Here is a 16,577-nt window from a genome sequence, read left to right as displayed (position 1 = left end):
AAACTAAACAGGAATAAAGCAAGGGTATTGATAAGCAAAATATCTACAGATGATGCCCCCATAATTTTAGGCGAGGGCTTTGAAGGTACATCAAAGCGAAAATGATCGTCCCAATATGCGTTTGTTTTTATAGACGCGAAAAGACTTCTTAGTGCATCGATATCCTTTACCTCCAATATCTTGGAGAACAGATGGTTAGAATTTACAACGAGTGCTGCAAATTGAGCCAGCCTCACCGTAGGAAAATTTTGAGGCCGTAACCGCATAAACTTCCATAAGTGATTTTCTATCGGCTTCAAACTGTATTTCTTCCGCAGAAAATCATATTCCTTTTTCAGTTTGTTTGGATATTCATCTTTCAAATCCCCTTCTAAAAATCCAGCCTGTCCAAATATCAGCGCCTCTATCTGCATCTGGTTGTTTTTGTGTTTGCTAAGGGTAAGCTGCGGCAGCGATTTAGCGAGCAACTCAAAAGGTAACGCGTTAGTTTTAAACCCAAAGTTTGCAGCCAAAAACTGGTAGAATGTTTCCTCCCAATCGCCTCGATTAATAGCCAGGGCCGCTGTTACTAAGGCCGATTTCTTTTCGAGCCGTTCAACCAACACCCGTGTTAGCCAGTTATGCATAATGAGCCCATCAACAATGCCAATACTGGCTTCGCAAGGTATAATGGTTTGGTTACCGAATACCATCTGGTGGTAACGGTTATATAGTTCGGCTGGGATTCTGTCTCTTAGTTGAAGAGTTGGCACCTTGCGCCCGCTGGTTAAAACAAGCGGCAGGTCATTATTATAAACCACATGCAAAATTACATTGTTATAAGCATCATCATTGGTATGGCCATGCTTTTGCCAATCAGAGGCAGAAAGGTGAACTTCAACATTACCGGCCCAAAGGGTGTCATCTATTTTGATCCGGGCATTGTGAAAATCGGGGCCTGCATCAGTATTATGTGTCCCCGTCGAAAATATTTCAAGCGTTTTACCATCTTCGGTTTGCAGGTCTATGCGATCAAATAGCCTGAATTTCCATACATAATGCAAAAAGTCTTCGGTGAAAAGCATGGTTTAAATATAGTAAATGTGATTGTTGATTTATTTAACTGCGTTTTTTTCTTTCTGTAAATGGCTCATTGATCGTGGAGCTTTGGTATGTCCATCTTAACTTCGTTATTTTATTTAATTCTGCGCAAACTATTTTTATATTACTTACTATATTTCATCTACATTGGCGGCTTCGCCGTACCGTGGGATGTGTAACTGCAATAAAAGGAGCGCTCCTGAAAAATTATATCCTCAATAAGCCAATTATGATGATTAACTTAATAAAGACCTGGAAGATATTAGCCTTTGTTTTAGTAGCCCAGACATGCCTGGGCCAGATCCCCAAAAACACCCTGCCCTCATGGGCTTTTGGAGGTTTTGAAAGACCGGCAAATATAAACCCCATCATATCACCAGATACCAGCTCCAGGTTTAAAGACCCGGTAAGTAACAAGATGGTGCCATGGGAAGCCAATGATACTTTTAATCCGGCTGCAGCTATAAAAAAAGGCAAAGTGGTTGTATTGTATCGGGCAGAGGACTTGTTTGGTATTGGGATTGGTTTTCGCACATCGCGCTTAGGATATGCAGAAAGTGCTGACGGCATTCATTTTAACCGGAAAAAAACGCCCGTACTTTACCCGGATAATGATATGGCAAAGAAATATGAATGGCCCGGTGGTTGCGAGGATCCGCGTGTTGCGGTTACACCTAATGGAACATATGTTGTTTTTTATACCGAATGGAACCGCGAGTTGCCGCGTTTGGGAGCAGCAACCTCCAAAGACCTGGTACACTGGAAAAAGCATGGGCCTATCTTTGAAACAGCTTATCATGGTAAGTTTTTTAATATTGCCAGTAAATCTGCATCCATCCTTACAAAGGTGGTTAATGGAAAACAAGTGGTGATTAAAATTAATGGTAAATACTGGTTGTACTGGGGAGAGCAGCATGTTTATGCCGCTACATCTACCAACCTGGTTGACTGGGCGCCGGTTGTTGATAAAAACGGTGAGCTGAAACAATTGATATCACCCCGCAATGGCTATTTCGACAGTGATTTGACAGAATGCGGGCCGCCGGCTTTAATGACCAAACAAGGTGTCATCTTATTTTATAATGGTAAAAATAAGGCAGACGAGAACAGGGATAAAAGGTTTAATGCCAATTCATATTGTGCAGGACAGGCATTGTTTGATAAGAAAGATCCTTCAAAAAATATTACCAGGCTGGATGTACCTTTCCTGCGACCTATGGCTCCCTTTGAAAAAAGCGGCCAATACGTTAACGGCACTGTTTTTATAGAAGGTATGGTTTATTTTAAAAAGAAATGGTTCCTGTATTATGGCTGCGCCGATTCAAAGGTTGCGGTAGCGATATATGATCCATCCCGGCCAGCTCCGCCAGATCCTGTTGAAGATAAGTGATAATACACAATATAAAAAACCTAAACTATTTAAACGAATGGATGTTTATTGCTTATGAATAATTTTCAAAGCTATGAACGATTTACTATTCGCCGAGCAATTTGCTAAAGAACTGGAAGCTGAAGTACCCGCCACTCTGAAATGCCTGGAGCGCATTCCGCCAGAGCTTTTCGGCTGGAAACCGCATGAAAAGTCAATGGAACTGGGTTACCTGGCATTGCTTGTTGCCGAGATCCCTTTATGGATAACACATATTATAAAACATTCAGAAATCGACTTTGCTACTTTTCAGCATATAAAGGCCCAAACCACCCAGGACCTTGTGAACCACTTTAAACAGAATGTAACGGAAGCTAAAAGCATGTTATCGAGCATTAAGGAAGGCACTTTGGCAGAAACATTTTACCTTAAGGCAAATGGCCGGGAATTATTTAGTTCGCCCAAGAAAGAACAGGTGGAATCAACTATTAACCACATGGTACATCATCGCGGTCAGCTAACTGTATACATGCGACTGAATGATATTGCGGTCCCGTCTATCTACGGCCCATCGGCAGATGATAAAAGTTTTACGGCCGACAGTGGAGGACATTGATTAAAATCGCTGTCCAATCTGATCAATGTTAGCGGCAGAACCTGTTTGCCGGTTGTTAAATTCCCATGCTTAATAGTTCGGCAATATCTTTCGCCACCCGCGTTAAATTTTGTTCTGTATGGGCTAACGCGGCGGGGATATCTGCGGGCTCGTTGCCAATGGCCATCAGCACATCAAAGTATTGGTTTAGTTTTTCGTTATTGCTAAGGGGAATTTTACCGGCCAAACCAATTACAGGTATTCCTTTTGCCTTTGCCCTGCAGGCCACCCCGAAAGGGCCTTTTCCCTGCAGGGTCTGTTCATCAATGCTTCCTTCGCCGGTTATTACCAGGTCGCTTTTATACAGAGCCTCATCAAAATGAGTAAGTTCCATAAAATAATCAATGCCGTTTACGAGCCTGGCATTTAGCCAGGCATAAACCCCTGCAGATGCTCCGCCTGCAGTACCACCATATCGGGTTGCGGCCATATTTATATTGAGCTGCTGTAGGGTAACAACATTAAACCTGGAAAGCCCTGCATCAAGTATTTTTACATCTTCGGAGCCTGCTCCCTTTTGCGGACCAAATACTGCCGCCGCCCCCTGCGATCCCAATAACACATTATCCACATCACAAAGCACCACCAACCTTGTATTTTGCAAGCGGGTATCCGTACCTGAACTATCAATCCTTTTCAGGTAGGGCAGGCTTTCAGGCATATTATCCAATAGACGGCCGTCGGCTCCGAAAAAATTAATGCCAAGTGCTTTTAAAATACCGGTTCCGCCATCAACCGTGGCCGAGCCGCCCATTGCAATTAAAATGGTGCTTACACCAAGGTCGAGGGCTTTTTTTATCATTTCGCCGGTTCCGTAGGAGGTGGCCTTTAGCGGGTTTAGTTCATCATGCCTCAGCAATCTGAGGCCACATGCATCAGCCATTTCAATTACCGCGGTTTTGCCGCCATCAACCAAACCGAACGAGGTTTTAATTAATCTGCCCAAAGGATCATGAACATCCATTGTAACATAATCACCCCGCAGCTTTTGGATGATAAGGGCAGCCGTACCATCGCCACCATCAGCTATCGGGAAACATGCTGTTGTACATAGCAGTTTGCTTTGCTGCAGTCCTTTTTCAATGGCAGTAGCAGCAGCCTGTGCTGTTATGCTATTTTTAAAAGCATTTGGTGCTATCAGGATATGCATAGTTAGATTATATAAGACAGTGCAGTTTGGTGGTACGATAATAATTATAATCAAGAACAATTACCAATACCATTTTTAAACCAAAGGAAGTTAGCAATTACAGCGAAAATAAATAAATTGCGCACCTAATAATTTAAACAAAAGGTAGTAGGTAACGTATAAACCAAATTTACTATCTTCTTTATTGAGCCGATCAACCCCTAATTTCTTTTATGCAAACCAAACTCGAACTCTACCAAAAAGTTATACCGCTTGTCCACCTGGGTATTTGGGAAAGAAATATGTTAACCGACGAAATTTACTGGAATGCGGTGGTAAGGGGAATTTATGAGGTCGGCCCCGACTTTAAGCCAACTTTGGAAAAATCCATCGGGTTTTATTTTGATCAAAATGCTATAAAGCAATTGATAGAAGATGCCATAACAACCAGGGATCCGTTAAGCGGAGAATTTGAGCTGCGGACAGCAAAAGGGAATACCAAATGGATAAAAGTTAGGATAAAGGCTGGTTTCGAAGACGGTATATGTACAGAAATATATGGCACAATAGAAGACATTACCGAACAGGTTGACTTGCTTAAAAGATTGGCCGAACAGGAAGCGCAGTTTCATCATGCATTTGAATATGCGCCGATAGGTATGGCACTGGTATCGCCCGTTGGTGGATGGATCAGAGTGAACAAAATGCTATGCCAGATATTAGGCCGCGAAGAGCACGATTTGAAAAAGGAGACCTTTCAGGACATTACCCATCCGGATGACCTTGATATTGACCTGGTACAAATGCATCAATTGCTGGATAATAAGATTATGGCTTATCAAATGGATAAGCGCTATTTCCATAAAAATGGTAATATTATATGGGCATCCCTAAATGTTACTTTAGTGCGTGATCAGCAGGGAAACCCCTTGTATTTTGTGTCGCAGATTAAAGATGTCACGGAAAGAAAAAACATGGAGCTGGAACGGATTAAAGCAATGGAGATCATTAGCGCCCAGAACAGCCGCTTATTAAACTTTGCCCATATTGTATCTCATAACCTTCGTTCTCATACCGGCAATATTCAGATGCTTACCGATATGATTCTTAATGAGGAAGACAAATCTGAAAAAGATAACCTGACCGATATGCTGGGAACAAGCGCAAATAATTTGCAGGAAACGCTGGGACATTTAAATGAAGTGGTTGATGTGCATGCCAATAATAAGCACAATTTAAAGTACCTTAACCTGGCCCTGGAGATTAACAGAACAATAAATATCCTGTCCGGATCACTGAAAGAGGCTGCAGCAAATCTTTCTATCAAGGTTGATCCTGAAATTGAAATTAATTGTGACAAGGCCTACCTGGAAAGTATCTTGCTTAATTTAATTACCAATGGTATTAAATACCGTGATCCTGAGAAACCGCTGGAAATAGCTATATCTGCTGATAGCCCCGGCCACAAAACCATACTGGAAATTGAGGATAATGGCATTGGTATAGATCTGAACAGGCACGGCCAAAATATTTTTGGCATGTATAAAACCTTTCATGGAAACAATGATGCGCGGGGAATAGGCCTGTTCCTGGTTAAGAACCAGGTAGAAGCTATGGGCGGAAATATCACAGTAAAAAGTATCCCGGGAAAGGGAACTACATTCAGGATTGAATTTTAATGCGCATTTTTTTTAGGATCGGTTTTACAACGAACTCCTTAAGGTGACATTAAATGGCACAGCAAAATGCTCATGGCAATTGCTTAGCGCAAACTCGGCGGTTTTGCTTCCCATAAGTTTAAAATCTGTAGATATGGTGGTAATACCATCAAGAATAATCTCTTTTAGCGCGGTTTCGTTATAGGATATTACGCCCACATCTTTAGCTACTTTGAGCTCAGAAGCAATGATTTTTTTGATCAGTTCAACCAGGTCGTCTTCCATTAAACTGATATAAACCGTATCCCTTTGAATCGTTTCTGAAGCTAAAGAATCAACTACCTCATAATCAAATGCATATTGCCTGCAAAAATTAAGAAAACCTTTCAGGATCTCTTTGGAATGATAGGTTTTACCCGGGAATATCAGCTTAATGGTATGATACTTAGTTAGCTTATCAAGCAGCTTCTTAAGGGCCTCATAAACATCCGACGCAAAATTTTCGTAAATGGCCGCAAATTTACCGTTTACGCCCGGCACCAGGTTATCCAGCAGGATCAGCTTATCCTTTGGAATGGTATTGATGATCTCATGAGCCTTGGTTTCATTATCCAAAAAATGGGGGATGATGATGTATTTGGCATAATCGTTCTGGAAACTATCAGCAATTATCTTTTTAAAAAAGTAGAAATCGTTATTATAAATATAAAAATCAATGGTAGCCAGTTCGCCAATGGTAGCAACAAAGGCATCGTAAATTATCTTTTTATGCGCGCTTAGCTTGTTGAACAGCAGKAAGATCTTCAGTGGCTTTTGAAAATCAGTATTCGAGATAAAAAAACCTTTACCCGGTACCGAGCTTACAATACCTTTATCCTTTAACTCCTTGTAAACCCTTTCAATGGTATTGCGTGATGTATCCAGTGCAAAACTAAGGTCGTTAATAGAAGGCAGCATGTCATCCTTAACAATATCACCACTTTCAATTGCCCTGATGATGGCATTTGATAACTGAAGGTATTTTGGAGTAATGGAATACTCATCAATAGATAATATTTTCAGGTAGTTCTTCACGCTTTATAATTGGGCTGGCACAAATGTAATATTCCACAATTATATTTTTAATTTAAAAAGATAGTACAGGATGGTTTCACAACTGCATATTTTTATATTGCAACAACCAATTATTTCTTTGCCTGGTCTTCTCCATGATACCAAACCAAAGAACTCAATCTTAAATTTAACCTTTATGGCGCCAAACAGACCAAACGCTAAGTTCATTTTTTTATTTACCTGCGCTATCGCATTGATAACGGCTAATGTAAAAGCCCAGGACCCTTATGCAGGTTACAGGCAAGCCTGGCTAAAAAAAGCCGAAGAATATAAACCCAAACTCATCGAATCTGTAAAACAGCCAATCGCTTTGGTGAAACTTGAAAAAGATGCTGCGGCTTTCCAGGGCTGGAAAACAGTAAAGTCCGATGGGGTAGATGTGTTGTACAGCAACTCATTTAAAAAACAAAGCGGGGTAGTTGCTGATTTTGGCGAACACATGACCGGCTATTTCACTTTCACCGTAAAAGCAACAAAGGGTGTTATGGATGCCCCGTTAAGGTTAAAATTTACCTTTGGTGAAGTTCCTTCAGAATTGGCAACACCATTTGATCCCTACCCGGGAACACTGAGCCGGGCCTGGCTACAGGACGAGATTGTTACGGTTACCGAGTCGCCTGCCACTATTACTATTCCGCGCAGGCTGGCTTGCCGTTTTGTGAAGATAGAGTTATTAGGGGCATCAAATTACTTTGATTTTGCAATCACTAATATTGAATTTAAGGCAACAACATCCGTAGCTACCGCACCTGCCACCTTAGCCGCCGGAACGACGCAAATGATACAGGATATTGACAGGGTAGGTTTAACTACGTTAAAAGAGTGCATGCAAACCGTATATGAAGATGGCCCAAAACGTGATCGCCGGTTATGGATAGGAGACCTTTACCTTGAATCATTGGCTAACCTGTATTCTTTCCAGAATAATAACCTTACCAAACGCTGCTTTTATTTACTGGCCGGTTTATCTGCCGAAGATGGGGTGCTGATATCAAATGTATTTGAAACACCCGAGCCTCATGCACAAACCGGCAACCGCCTGCTTGATTATTGCTTCCTGTACAATGTAGCATTGAAGGAATACGTTACCGCCACCGGCGATAAACAAACCGGTAGTGATTTGTGGCCTGTTGCCAAAAAACAACTCGATATGATTAAAAAATATGCAGGCGAAGATGGTATGATGGACTACGTTAAAGCGGGCAAAGAATGGTGGGTGTTTTTCGACTGGAAGAACGATCTTGATAAACAAACCGTTTTGCAGGGCTTAAGTGTTTATACCCTTAACCAAACCTATGCCCTGGCTAAATTATTAGGCAAGGAAAGCGAAGTTGCCGAACTTCCTGCATTAGCCAAAAAATTAAAGGATGCTGCCCATAAAAACCTGTATGATAAAAAATCGGGTCTGTTTGTGAGTGGGGTAGATAAGCAGATATCATACGGCGCGCAAGCCTGGATGGTATTAAGCGGCGTAGCTACCAAAGCCGAAGGACAAAAAGCGCTAAAGGCGTTACCAGCTGTAACCAATGCGGTACACCCCGGTGCACCATATATGTTTCACTATTATGTGGCGGCTTTAATTGAAAGCGGTTTAAAGACCGAAGCCAAAGAAGCGCTCACTACTTACTGGGGTGGCATGATCAAAAAAGGGGCTGATACTTTTTGGGAAGTTTATTACCCTAAAGACGAACTAAAATCTCCTTATGACTTTTACCCGGTAAACAGCTACTGCCATGCCTGGAGCTGCACGCCGGTTTATTTTATAAGGAAGTACCCGGAGATATTTCAGAGGTAGGTTTTTTCTGAACCGGAATTCATCGAATTAGTTGAATTATTAGAATTCTAAAATTCTGCAAATTCGTTAATTCGTTAATTCGATGAATTCCGGTTCAGACAATTTATCTATCCTTCCTTTGAAAGCTGTAATACAAATACCCCAGCGCGGGCAGTATAAATAAACTACCAATCAGCAATCCTATCCCAAGGTCATCAATAGTGTTGTTGGTGGCATGATCGGTTAAGAGCGACATGGAGCTGCCTCCTTTAAATATCACGAAACGGGGGAAGCGTGTTGCACCAACCGAGATCAGGATCAAACTTACCTGGAATGCGGCCAATAACCTGATCCATTGCCGGTTTTTCTTTTCGGATATGATAAACCATAATAATACCAGCGATAGGGTAGCGGCTATCACGGCCGTAAGGCTCACCGGGTTGCCAAAAATCCATTTGGATAAGCCCACATGCTCAATCTCGGATGCAATAAAAACCAGCCCTCCGCAAATAACGGCCACAATGTTTGATACTTTTGCTTTTTTGATATAGCGTTTTATATCATCAACATTGTCTGTTTCACCAACAATATAAATCGCAGCAAGGAAGCCGCAAAGAGCCACGGTGAAGAAGCCCACAGCTACCGAAAACCAATTGAGCCAGCTAAATATATAGGCACTTACAAATGTTGCAGCTGTTGGATCAATTTGACCAGACAGTGCGCTGCCGGCAATAATGCCTAAAAACAAAGGCGTAACAAAGCTGGAATACACAAACATATGGTTATAAAACGCCTGTGTTTTTTCGTCTTTTATAGCATCATAATTACGAAAGGTAAAGGCAGTTCCACGGGCAATAATACCCAATAGCAGGATTAACAGGGGAATATGCAGGTAAGTGCACATTTCGCTGTAAATATCCGGGAAACCTACAAAAAGGATAACCACGGTAATAATTAGCCACATGTGGTTGGCCTCCCAAATGGGGCCTATGGCCTGGTACATGGTTTTGCGGGTGCGGGATTTATTATCGGTTGATGTAAACAGCTCGATGATGCCCGCGCCAAAATCGGCACCACCCAACAGGAAGTAAAGGGTAATGGCGGCAAATAAAAATAAGATAACAACGTATAACATAATATCAGCGGGTTAACGGTCGTACAATTCTGGTACCATCTGGATCTGTCTTTTCAGCAGGAAAATAACAAATACGCTCAGGGTGAAGTAAATGAAGGTGAACAGGTAAAAAGTATACTGAATGCCGGGCATTTTGGTTACGGCATCGCTTGTGCGCATAACTCCCTGGATTATCCATGGCTGGCGGCCAACTTCGGTAACTGTCCACCCGGCCTCCAGCGCAATAAAGCCCAATGGTGTGGCAATAATGAATAATTTAAGAAACCATGCTTTGCTAAACCATTCCTTCTTTTTCCAAAGGGCAATAAAATACAGGATCCCGATGAACATCATCAATGTACCGATACCTACCATGATTTGAAATGCATAATGTGCAATTGCAACAGGGGGCTGATCCTTAAACGGGATCTTGTCCAGCGCATTCACAGATGTTTTAAAATTGTCGTGAACCAAAAAGCTCAGTAAGCCGGGAATCTCTAAACCATAATTTACTTTTTTAGCTACGGTATCCGGTATCCCGCCAATAACCAGCGGCGCATATTCCTGGGTATGAAAATAGGCTTCCATTGCGGCAAGCTTGGCTGGCTGTCTTTTGGCGGCACCCTTGGCAGAGATATCGCCGCTTAAAGGTTGAAGTATGGCCGCCGCCGCGCCAAATACTATAGCTATTTTAAATGATTTGGTATGAAAAGCAATATTCCTTTTTTTATAGATCATGAGCGCATGGATCCCCGCTACCGCAAAACCTGTTGCGGAAAATGCAGCTATGGTCATGTGTAACGATTCGGAAAACCAGGCCTCGTTAAACATGGCCTTTAATGGATCGATGTTTAAATACTTACCGTCCACATAATCAAAACCGGATGGGCTGTTCATCCAGGCATTGGCCGAAACCACCAAAATACCCGATGCTATCCCACTTATACCAACCACCACCCCGGTAACCCAATGAAACCAGGTGTTAAGCTTGTTCCACCCGTAAAGGAAAAACCCCAGTGCAATTGCTTCAATAAAAAAGGCCGTACCCTCCAATGAAAACGGCATCCCAAATATGGGGCCTGCATGCTTCATGAACGATGGCCACAATAAACCCAGCTCAAAAGACAGCATGGTACCGGATACAGCTCCGGTGGCAAAAAATATAGCTACACCTTTGCTCCAGGCTATGGTAACGTTTTTGTAAACCGGATCTTTGGTTTTTATCCATTTATAATGCGATATGGCCATAAAAACAGGCATAACCATACCAATGCAGGAGTAAATAATATGAAAACCTAATGATAGGGCCATTTGCGACCTTGCTGCAATAAAATCATCCATAGTGCAATAAATTATGGTTGAAAGTTAAAAGCTATATGGCACAAATGTAACAGAAATGTTAATTGATATTGAATATGAATAACAGGTATTTCGGGGTAAAGGGTTGTATTATTGGATGCTTTTTACTAAAAATGAAGGCAGATAAGTCCCGGAACCAAATATAATGAAACGAAGTGAGGCAAAAGCTTTTTCGGATACCGCCGCGTACGCAACCACATTCATCGTTGATAAAACGGAACCCGGCACGTTTTATTGATTAACCTGGAAGCAGTGAACATGATAGCGAAAGTGACGCTTAACGGAAAATTTATTGGTGCCGTTTGGTCCAATCCTTACCAGTTAGATTTAACTATTGCAATTGTTCCGGGTAAAAACTCCCTGAAAGTGGAGGTAACCAGCACCTGGCTTAACCATTTGGCCTATGATGTATCGTTCCCAGAGGGAAACGTAAAACCTGGACGATTAGCGAGCCGGAAAAATGTTCGCCGTTGAGGGAATGGATTGATTGGGCCGGTAACTTTGTTGATGGAGGAGGAGTTTTAGAGTTGATATTATCCTATGTCAGCTTTTAAATTTCTCTTTTTGAAATAGTCATATATTTTATAGAAGATATCTGCATTTTTCCCCTTGATATAAATCGGTAATATTCTAATCGGACTACCTGTGATAAGCATGACAATATAAAGAGAAATCCTTTTGAAAACATTTTTACTTTGTCTGATTACTTCTTTCTTATCATTCACAACAATCGAAATATAGGAATTACTCCCTGCTTTTTTAAAACGAATATCGGAAACGTTATGCCATTTTACGCTGACGTTTGAAATGTAATCAATAATTCCATTTTCGTTTAATTCGAGCGCGGTTAGGTTATCCGAGGAAAGCACAAGATATTTTCTAACGAATAGGATGATCACAATTAAATAAAAAATGTCAAGAGTAACCATCGGGAGAATATCTCGTTTTGTAGGTTTGTTAAATAATAAATAGCAGGTATCTAATAAAAACAATCCCAATGTTAACATAAATAAGGAGTAAAAATAAGTCTTATTTATGGCGAATTTTATACAATTATTCATGTTTAGGCATAAAGTTTAAGGCCAATATAAAATGCATTAGACGGTAAAATCAAGTATAGAAAATTATTATCACCCTCTTTTCGGCGCAGCCTCGTTGGGTGAGTATTTGCCGGCAGATAACAACTAACATTCTACCCCTTCCCATTCTTCGCCGTCGATCCCCTGATGATCAGCTCGGGCTTAATACTGATGATTTTCGGCTTGGCTGTAGTATCGGTATTGCCCTTTTCCTGGAAATAAAGGTTTGCAACGGTGTTACCCATGTAAACACTAAACTGGTCGATAGTGGTAATGGACGGACTGGTGATTTCCGAAAATCCTTCATTTGCATAGCCGCAAACGCCCAATTCAGATGGCACTTTTATTTTCATGGCATTGGCTACCTCCAAAACACCCAGGGCCGAGAAATCTGATGTGGAAGCAAATATGGCATCAGGAGGCTGGGGGAGTGTTAATAGTTTGCGGGTTCCTTCGGCGCCCAGCTCTTTTGTCCAGGCGTTTTCAACTATCAGTTCGTCAATCACATCAATATTGTAGGCCTTTAATGCCCGCAGGTAGCCCGATTTACGTTGCTTAAAAATACTGAGGTTTTGTGGGCCTTCAAGCAATCCAATACGTTTATACCCGCTTTCTATCAGGTGCGATACGGCTTCATAAGAAGCCTGCTCATTATCATTGATCACTTTCAGCGTTTCCAGTTCCTCGGCCACGCGGTCAAACTGGATAAGCTGGATGCCATGATCTATTACATTTTGAAGGTGCTGGTAATCGTTCCCATCTGCAGATACAGATATTACGATACAATCAACATCCTGGTTTATCAACGTATTCACACACTGGATCTCTTTATCATGCAGCTCGCCCGATTGGCAGATGATGAGGTTATACCCCTTTTGATAGGTGGCTTCCTCGATACCGGCAATCACATTCGCAAAAAAATTCTGGTTAATGCGGGGTACTACCACACCGATGGTTTTTGAATGCCCCTTACGCAAATTTGAGGCAAGTACGTTACGCTTGTAGTTTAACTCATCGGCTGTTTTCATGATGAGCTCCTTGGTTTTTTCGTTTACCTGGTTACTGTTATTCAGCGCCCTTGATACCGAAGACGCGGTTATACCCAGCTTGGCGGCAATGTCATAAATGGTAGTACGTTTTCCTTTTTTCATTATAAAGTGCAATTTGGAAAAAATATTTTACGCAATCGATTGTAATTTTAAATATTTAATTAATTTCGTGGAATTAATTACCAAAAGTAAACCCGTTTTTAATATTCATGTTAGTAACCCAAAAAAATTCATGCTGTTATTAGGGATTGATATCGGCACATCGTCGGTTAAAGTTAGCGTTGTTAACGCTGATACGCAACAAATTATAACATCGGCGCAATTCCCGGATGAGGAATCGCCAATAAAAGCCATACATCCCGGCTGGGCAGAGCAATCACCATTAATGTGGTGGGAGCAGGCGCAAAAAGCTTTAGAGAGATGCCATACCAAAGGTGCCTATGATTCGCAGGATATAGCTGCCATAGGTATAGCCTACCAGATGCACGGTTTGGTATTGGTTGATAAAGACCAGAACGTATTGCGCGATAGTATTATTTGGTGCGATAGCCGCGCTGTTGAAATTGGTGATAAAGCATTTGCAGCCATTGGCGAGGAGAATTGCTTATCGCACCTGTTAAACTCCCCCGGGAACTTTACTGCATCCAAGCTGGCCTGGGTTAAGGAAAACGAGCCGGAGATCTACGCAAAAATAGATAAGATCATGCTGCCCGGCGATTATATCGCCATGAAACTAACCGGCGATATAACTACATCGGTATCTGCATTATCCGAAGGCGTATTCTTCGATTTCAAAACCAACAGCATCTCCAAAGAGGTTATCAACTACTTTGGCTTTGACGAAAGCTTATTCCCGGTAATTAACCCGGTATTTTCATCGCATGGTGCATTGCTTACTTCGGTTGCCGAAAAGTTGAAACTAAAGGCAGGCATCCCGGTAACGTATAAATCCGGCGATCAACCCAATAATGCCCTTTCATTAAACGTATTGAACCCTGGTGAAGTAGCAGCAACAGCCGGTACATCGGGCGTGATTTACGGCGTGAGCGATCAACTTGCTTACGACCAGCAGTCGCGCATCAATACTTTCGCCCACGTTAATTATACCGAAGAAGAAAAACGCTTAGGTGTATTATTATGTATTAATGGCACCGGTAGCCTATACCGATGGGCAAAATACAATTTCGGTGCAGGTTTAAGCTATACCCAGTTAAACAACGAAGCAAAAAAAGCGCCGTTAGGCAGCGACGGCTTAAGGGTATTGCCATTTGGCAACGGGGCCGAGCGAATGCTGAATAACAAGCAGGTAGGCGCCCATTTCCAAAATATCGACCTTAACCTGCATACCCAGGCTCATATTTTCAGAGGGGTACAGGAAGGTATAGCCTGCGCGTTCCGTTATGGATTTGATATTATGCGCAGTAATGGCATGAACCCAACCGTGATCCGTGCCGGTAAAAGTAACCTGTTTTTAAGTGAGCTTTTTGCCGAAGCTTTTGTAAATGCCACAGGTGTTCCTGTTGAATTATACAACAACGATGGCAGTGTAGGTGCGGCATTAGGCGCCGGAATAGGAGCGGGGATCTTTAAATCGCCGGCCGAAGCATTCAGTAATACAAAAGCTATACAATTAATAGAACCAACAGCAACCACCGCGTTTGAACCGATATACCAGGAATGGAAGGAACTTTTGGATGTGAGGTTAAAGGCGAAAGGTTAAAGGCAAAAGGTCAAAGGCAAAAGGTTAAGAAAAGGGAAAAGAAAAATTCAATAATTCAATAAATCAGTAATTCAATAATTAATACAATTCAATAATTAAAAATATGAGTATTATCACCGGAGAAAAAGAATTCTTTAAAGGAATAGGCCAGGTTAAATTTGAAGGCCTCGAATCAGATAATCCATTAGCGTTTCGTTGGTACGATGCTAACAGGGTAGTAGCTGGCAAAACTATGGCCGAGCATTTACGTTTTGCCTGTTCTTACTGGCATTCATTTAACGGTAATGGTGCCGATCCGTTTGGCGGTGCTACCCACATTTTTGCATGGGACGAAAAAGCGGATGCTGTTGAACGTGCCAAAGACAAAATGGACGCGGCATTTGAGTTCATCACCAAAATGAACATTCCTTACTACTGTTTCCATGATGTGGATGTGGTTGATTATACCAATGATGTTAACGAAAACGACAGGCGCTTACAGGCTTTGGTTGAATATGCTAAACAAAAACAAGCCGAAAGTGGTGTAAAATTACTTTGGGGAACAGCAAACCTGTTTAGTCACCGCAGGTACATGAACGGTGCTGCAACCAATCCCGATTTTCATGTACTGGCCCACGCAGGTGCCCAGGTGAAAGCAGCTATTGATGCTACCATTGCTTTGGGTGGCGAAAACTATGTATTCTGGGGAGGCCGTGAAGGTTACATGAGCCTACTGAATACCGATATGAAACGTGAGCAGGAACATTTAGCCAAATTTTTACATACAGCTAAGGATTATGCCCGCAAACAAGGCTTTAAAGGTAATTTCTTTATCGAGCCAAAACCTTGCGAGCCTACCAAACACCAGTATGATTATGATGCGGCTACCGTATTAGGCTTTTTGCAGAAGTACGATCTGTTGAGCGACTTTAAGCTTAACCTGGAAGTGAATCACGCTACTTTGGCTGGCCATACATTCCAGCATGAGTTGCAGGTAGCAGCCGATTCTGGTTTATTAGGTTCGATAGATGCCAACAGAGGCGATACGCAGAACGGCTGGGATACCGATCAGTTCCCGAATGATATCAATGAGATCACCGAATCGATGATGATCATATTAGAAGCAGGTGGCTTACAAGGTGGCGGTGTTAATTTTGATGCCAAAATTCGCCGTAACTCTACAGACCCGGCCGACTTGTTCTACGCCCATGTTGGTGGTATGGATATTTTTGCCCGTGCTTTGGTAATAGCGGATAATATCCTGCAGAAATCAGAATACAAAAAGATCCGTACTGACAGATATGCTTCATTTGATACAGGTTCGGGAAAAGATTTTGAAGGTGGTAAGCTTTCATTGGAAGATTTGCGTACCTATGCAATAACCAATGGCGAGCCAAAAACATTAAGCGGCCGACAAGAATATTTAGAAAATTTGATAAATCGCTATATATAGTTTATAATTGTCAAACTAACATTATTAAAACCAACTTGACCAAACA

General features: G+C 41.9%; 14 protein-coding genes. 7 read left to right on the top strand and 7 right to left on the bottom strand.

What is annotated here, in order from left to right:
• Positions 1 to 1,064, bottom strand: a 1,064-nt coding sequence (locus AC1DO4_RS20645; RefSeq protein WP_477419291.1) for a DUF2851 family protein, incomplete at its 3' end; no start/stop codon positions are given.
• Positions 1,065 to 1,309: 245 nt separating this feature from the next.
• Here AC1DO4_RS20645 and AC1DO4_RS20640 point away from each other — a divergent pair.
• Both AC1DO4_RS20640 and AC1DO4_RS20635 read left to right on the top strand, forming a co-directional pair.
• Positions 1,310 to 2,470 carry a glycoside hydrolase family 130 protein gene (locus AC1DO4_RS20640; protein WP_477419289.1) on the top strand — a complete coding sequence of 387 codons (1,161 nt, stop codon included), beginning with the start codon at positions 1,310 to 1,312 and terminating at the stop codon, positions 2,468 to 2,470.
• Positions 2,471 to 2,543: 73 nt separating this feature from the next.
• A complete protein-coding gene (locus AC1DO4_RS20635) occupies positions 2,544 to 3,065 on the top strand; it encodes a DinB family protein (protein WP_477419286.1) in 522 nt (173 codons plus the stop codon).
• 55 nt (positions 3,066 to 3,120) lie between these two features.
• Here the strand turns inward: AC1DO4_RS20635 and AC1DO4_RS20630 are convergent, their stop codons facing one another.
• The gene (locus AC1DO4_RS20630) at positions 3,121 to 4,254 is read right to left on the bottom strand and encodes a glycerate kinase family protein (RefSeq protein WP_477419284.1); all 1,134 of its coding nucleotides are present in this window, start codon (positions 4,252 to 4,254) and stop codon (positions 3,121 to 3,123) included.
• 212 nt (positions 4,255 to 4,466) lie between these two features.
• On the opposite strand from AC1DO4_RS20630, the gene AC1DO4_RS20625 reads away from it, so the two are divergent.
• Positions 4,467 to 5,912: a sensor histidine kinase gene (locus tag AC1DO4_RS20625; protein ID WP_477419282.1), complete on the top strand. Its 1,446-nt coding sequence runs from the start codon at positions 4,467 to 4,469 to the stop codon at positions 5,910 to 5,912.
• A 24-nt stretch (positions 5,913 to 5,936) separates the two neighbouring features.
• Here the strand turns inward: AC1DO4_RS20625 and AC1DO4_RS20620 are convergent, their stop codons facing one another.
• Positions 5,937 to 6,965: a GntR family transcriptional regulator gene (locus AC1DO4_RS20620; protein WP_477419279.1), complete on the bottom strand. Its 1,029-nt coding sequence runs from the start codon at positions 6,963 to 6,965 to the stop codon at positions 5,937 to 5,939.
• Positions 6,966 to 7,140: 175 nt separating this feature from the next.
• On the opposite strand from AC1DO4_RS20620, the gene AC1DO4_RS20615 reads away from it, so the two are divergent.
• Positions 7,141 to 8,799 carry an alpha-L-rhamnosidase-related protein gene (locus AC1DO4_RS20615; RefSeq protein ID WP_477419277.1) on the top strand — a complete coding sequence of 553 codons (1,659 nt, stop codon included), beginning with the start codon at positions 7,141 to 7,143 and terminating at the stop codon, positions 8,797 to 8,799.
• 103 nt (positions 8,800 to 8,902) lie between these two features.
• On the opposite strand, the gene AC1DO4_RS20610 is transcribed toward AC1DO4_RS20615, so the two are convergent.
• Together AC1DO4_RS20610 and AC1DO4_RS20605 are read right to left on the bottom strand one after the other, a co-directional pair.
• Positions 8,903 to 9,913: a cytochrome d ubiquinol oxidase subunit II gene (locus AC1DO4_RS20610; RefSeq protein ID WP_477419275.1), complete on the bottom strand. Its 1,011-nt coding sequence runs from the start codon at positions 9,911 to 9,913 to the stop codon at positions 8,903 to 8,905.
• 12 nt (positions 9,914 to 9,925) lie between these two features.
• Positions 9,926 to 11,233 carry a cytochrome ubiquinol oxidase subunit I gene (locus AC1DO4_RS20605; protein ID WP_477419273.1) on the bottom strand — a complete coding sequence of 436 codons (1,308 nt, stop codon included), beginning with the start codon at positions 11,231 to 11,233 and terminating at the stop codon, positions 9,926 to 9,928.
• A gap of 252 nt (positions 11,234 to 11,485) precedes the next feature.
• Between AC1DO4_RS20605 and AC1DO4_RS20600 the strand changes: the two genes are divergently transcribed.
• On the top strand, positions 11,486 to 11,725 hold the full coding sequence (locus tag AC1DO4_RS20600) for a glycosylhydrolase-like jelly roll fold domain-containing protein (protein ID WP_477419270.1): 240 nt from the start codon (positions 11,486 to 11,488) through the stop codon (positions 11,723 to 11,725).
• 59 nt (positions 11,726 to 11,784) lie between these two features.
• On the opposite strand, the gene AC1DO4_RS20595 is transcribed toward AC1DO4_RS20600, so the two are convergent.
• On the bottom strand, positions 11,785 to 12,312 hold the full coding sequence (locus AC1DO4_RS20595) for an STM3941 family protein (RefSeq protein WP_477419268.1): 528 nt from the start codon (positions 12,310 to 12,312) through the stop codon (positions 11,785 to 11,787).
• Between the two features lie 131 nt (positions 12,313 to 12,443).
• Positions 12,444 to 13,481 carry a LacI family DNA-binding transcriptional regulator gene (locus tag AC1DO4_RS20590; RefSeq protein ID WP_477419266.1) on the bottom strand — a complete coding sequence of 346 codons (1,038 nt, stop codon included), beginning with the start codon at positions 13,479 to 13,481 and terminating at the stop codon, positions 12,444 to 12,446.
• A gap of 130 nt (positions 13,482 to 13,611) precedes the next feature.
• Between AC1DO4_RS20590 and AC1DO4_RS20585 the strand changes: the two genes are divergently transcribed.
• Together AC1DO4_RS20585 and xylA are read left to right on the top strand one after the other, a co-directional pair.
• Positions 13,612 to 15,099 carry a xylulokinase gene (locus AC1DO4_RS20585; RefSeq protein WP_477419295.1) on the top strand — a complete coding sequence of 496 codons (1,488 nt, stop codon included), beginning with the start codon at positions 13,612 to 13,614 and terminating at the stop codon, positions 15,097 to 15,099.
• A gap of 103 nt (positions 15,100 to 15,202) precedes the next feature.
• Entirely contained in the window at positions 15,203 to 16,531 is a 1,329-nt protein-coding gene (gene xylA / locus AC1DO4_RS20580) for a xylose isomerase (protein ID WP_477419263.1), read from the top strand.
• Positions 16,532 to 16,577: the final 46 nt, after the last annotated feature.

Source organism: Mucilaginibacter sp. P5_A6 (genome assembly GCF_056400585.1).
Note: the sequence above shows the minus strand (reverse complement) of the source record. Positions and strands in the feature narration are given on the sequence as shown.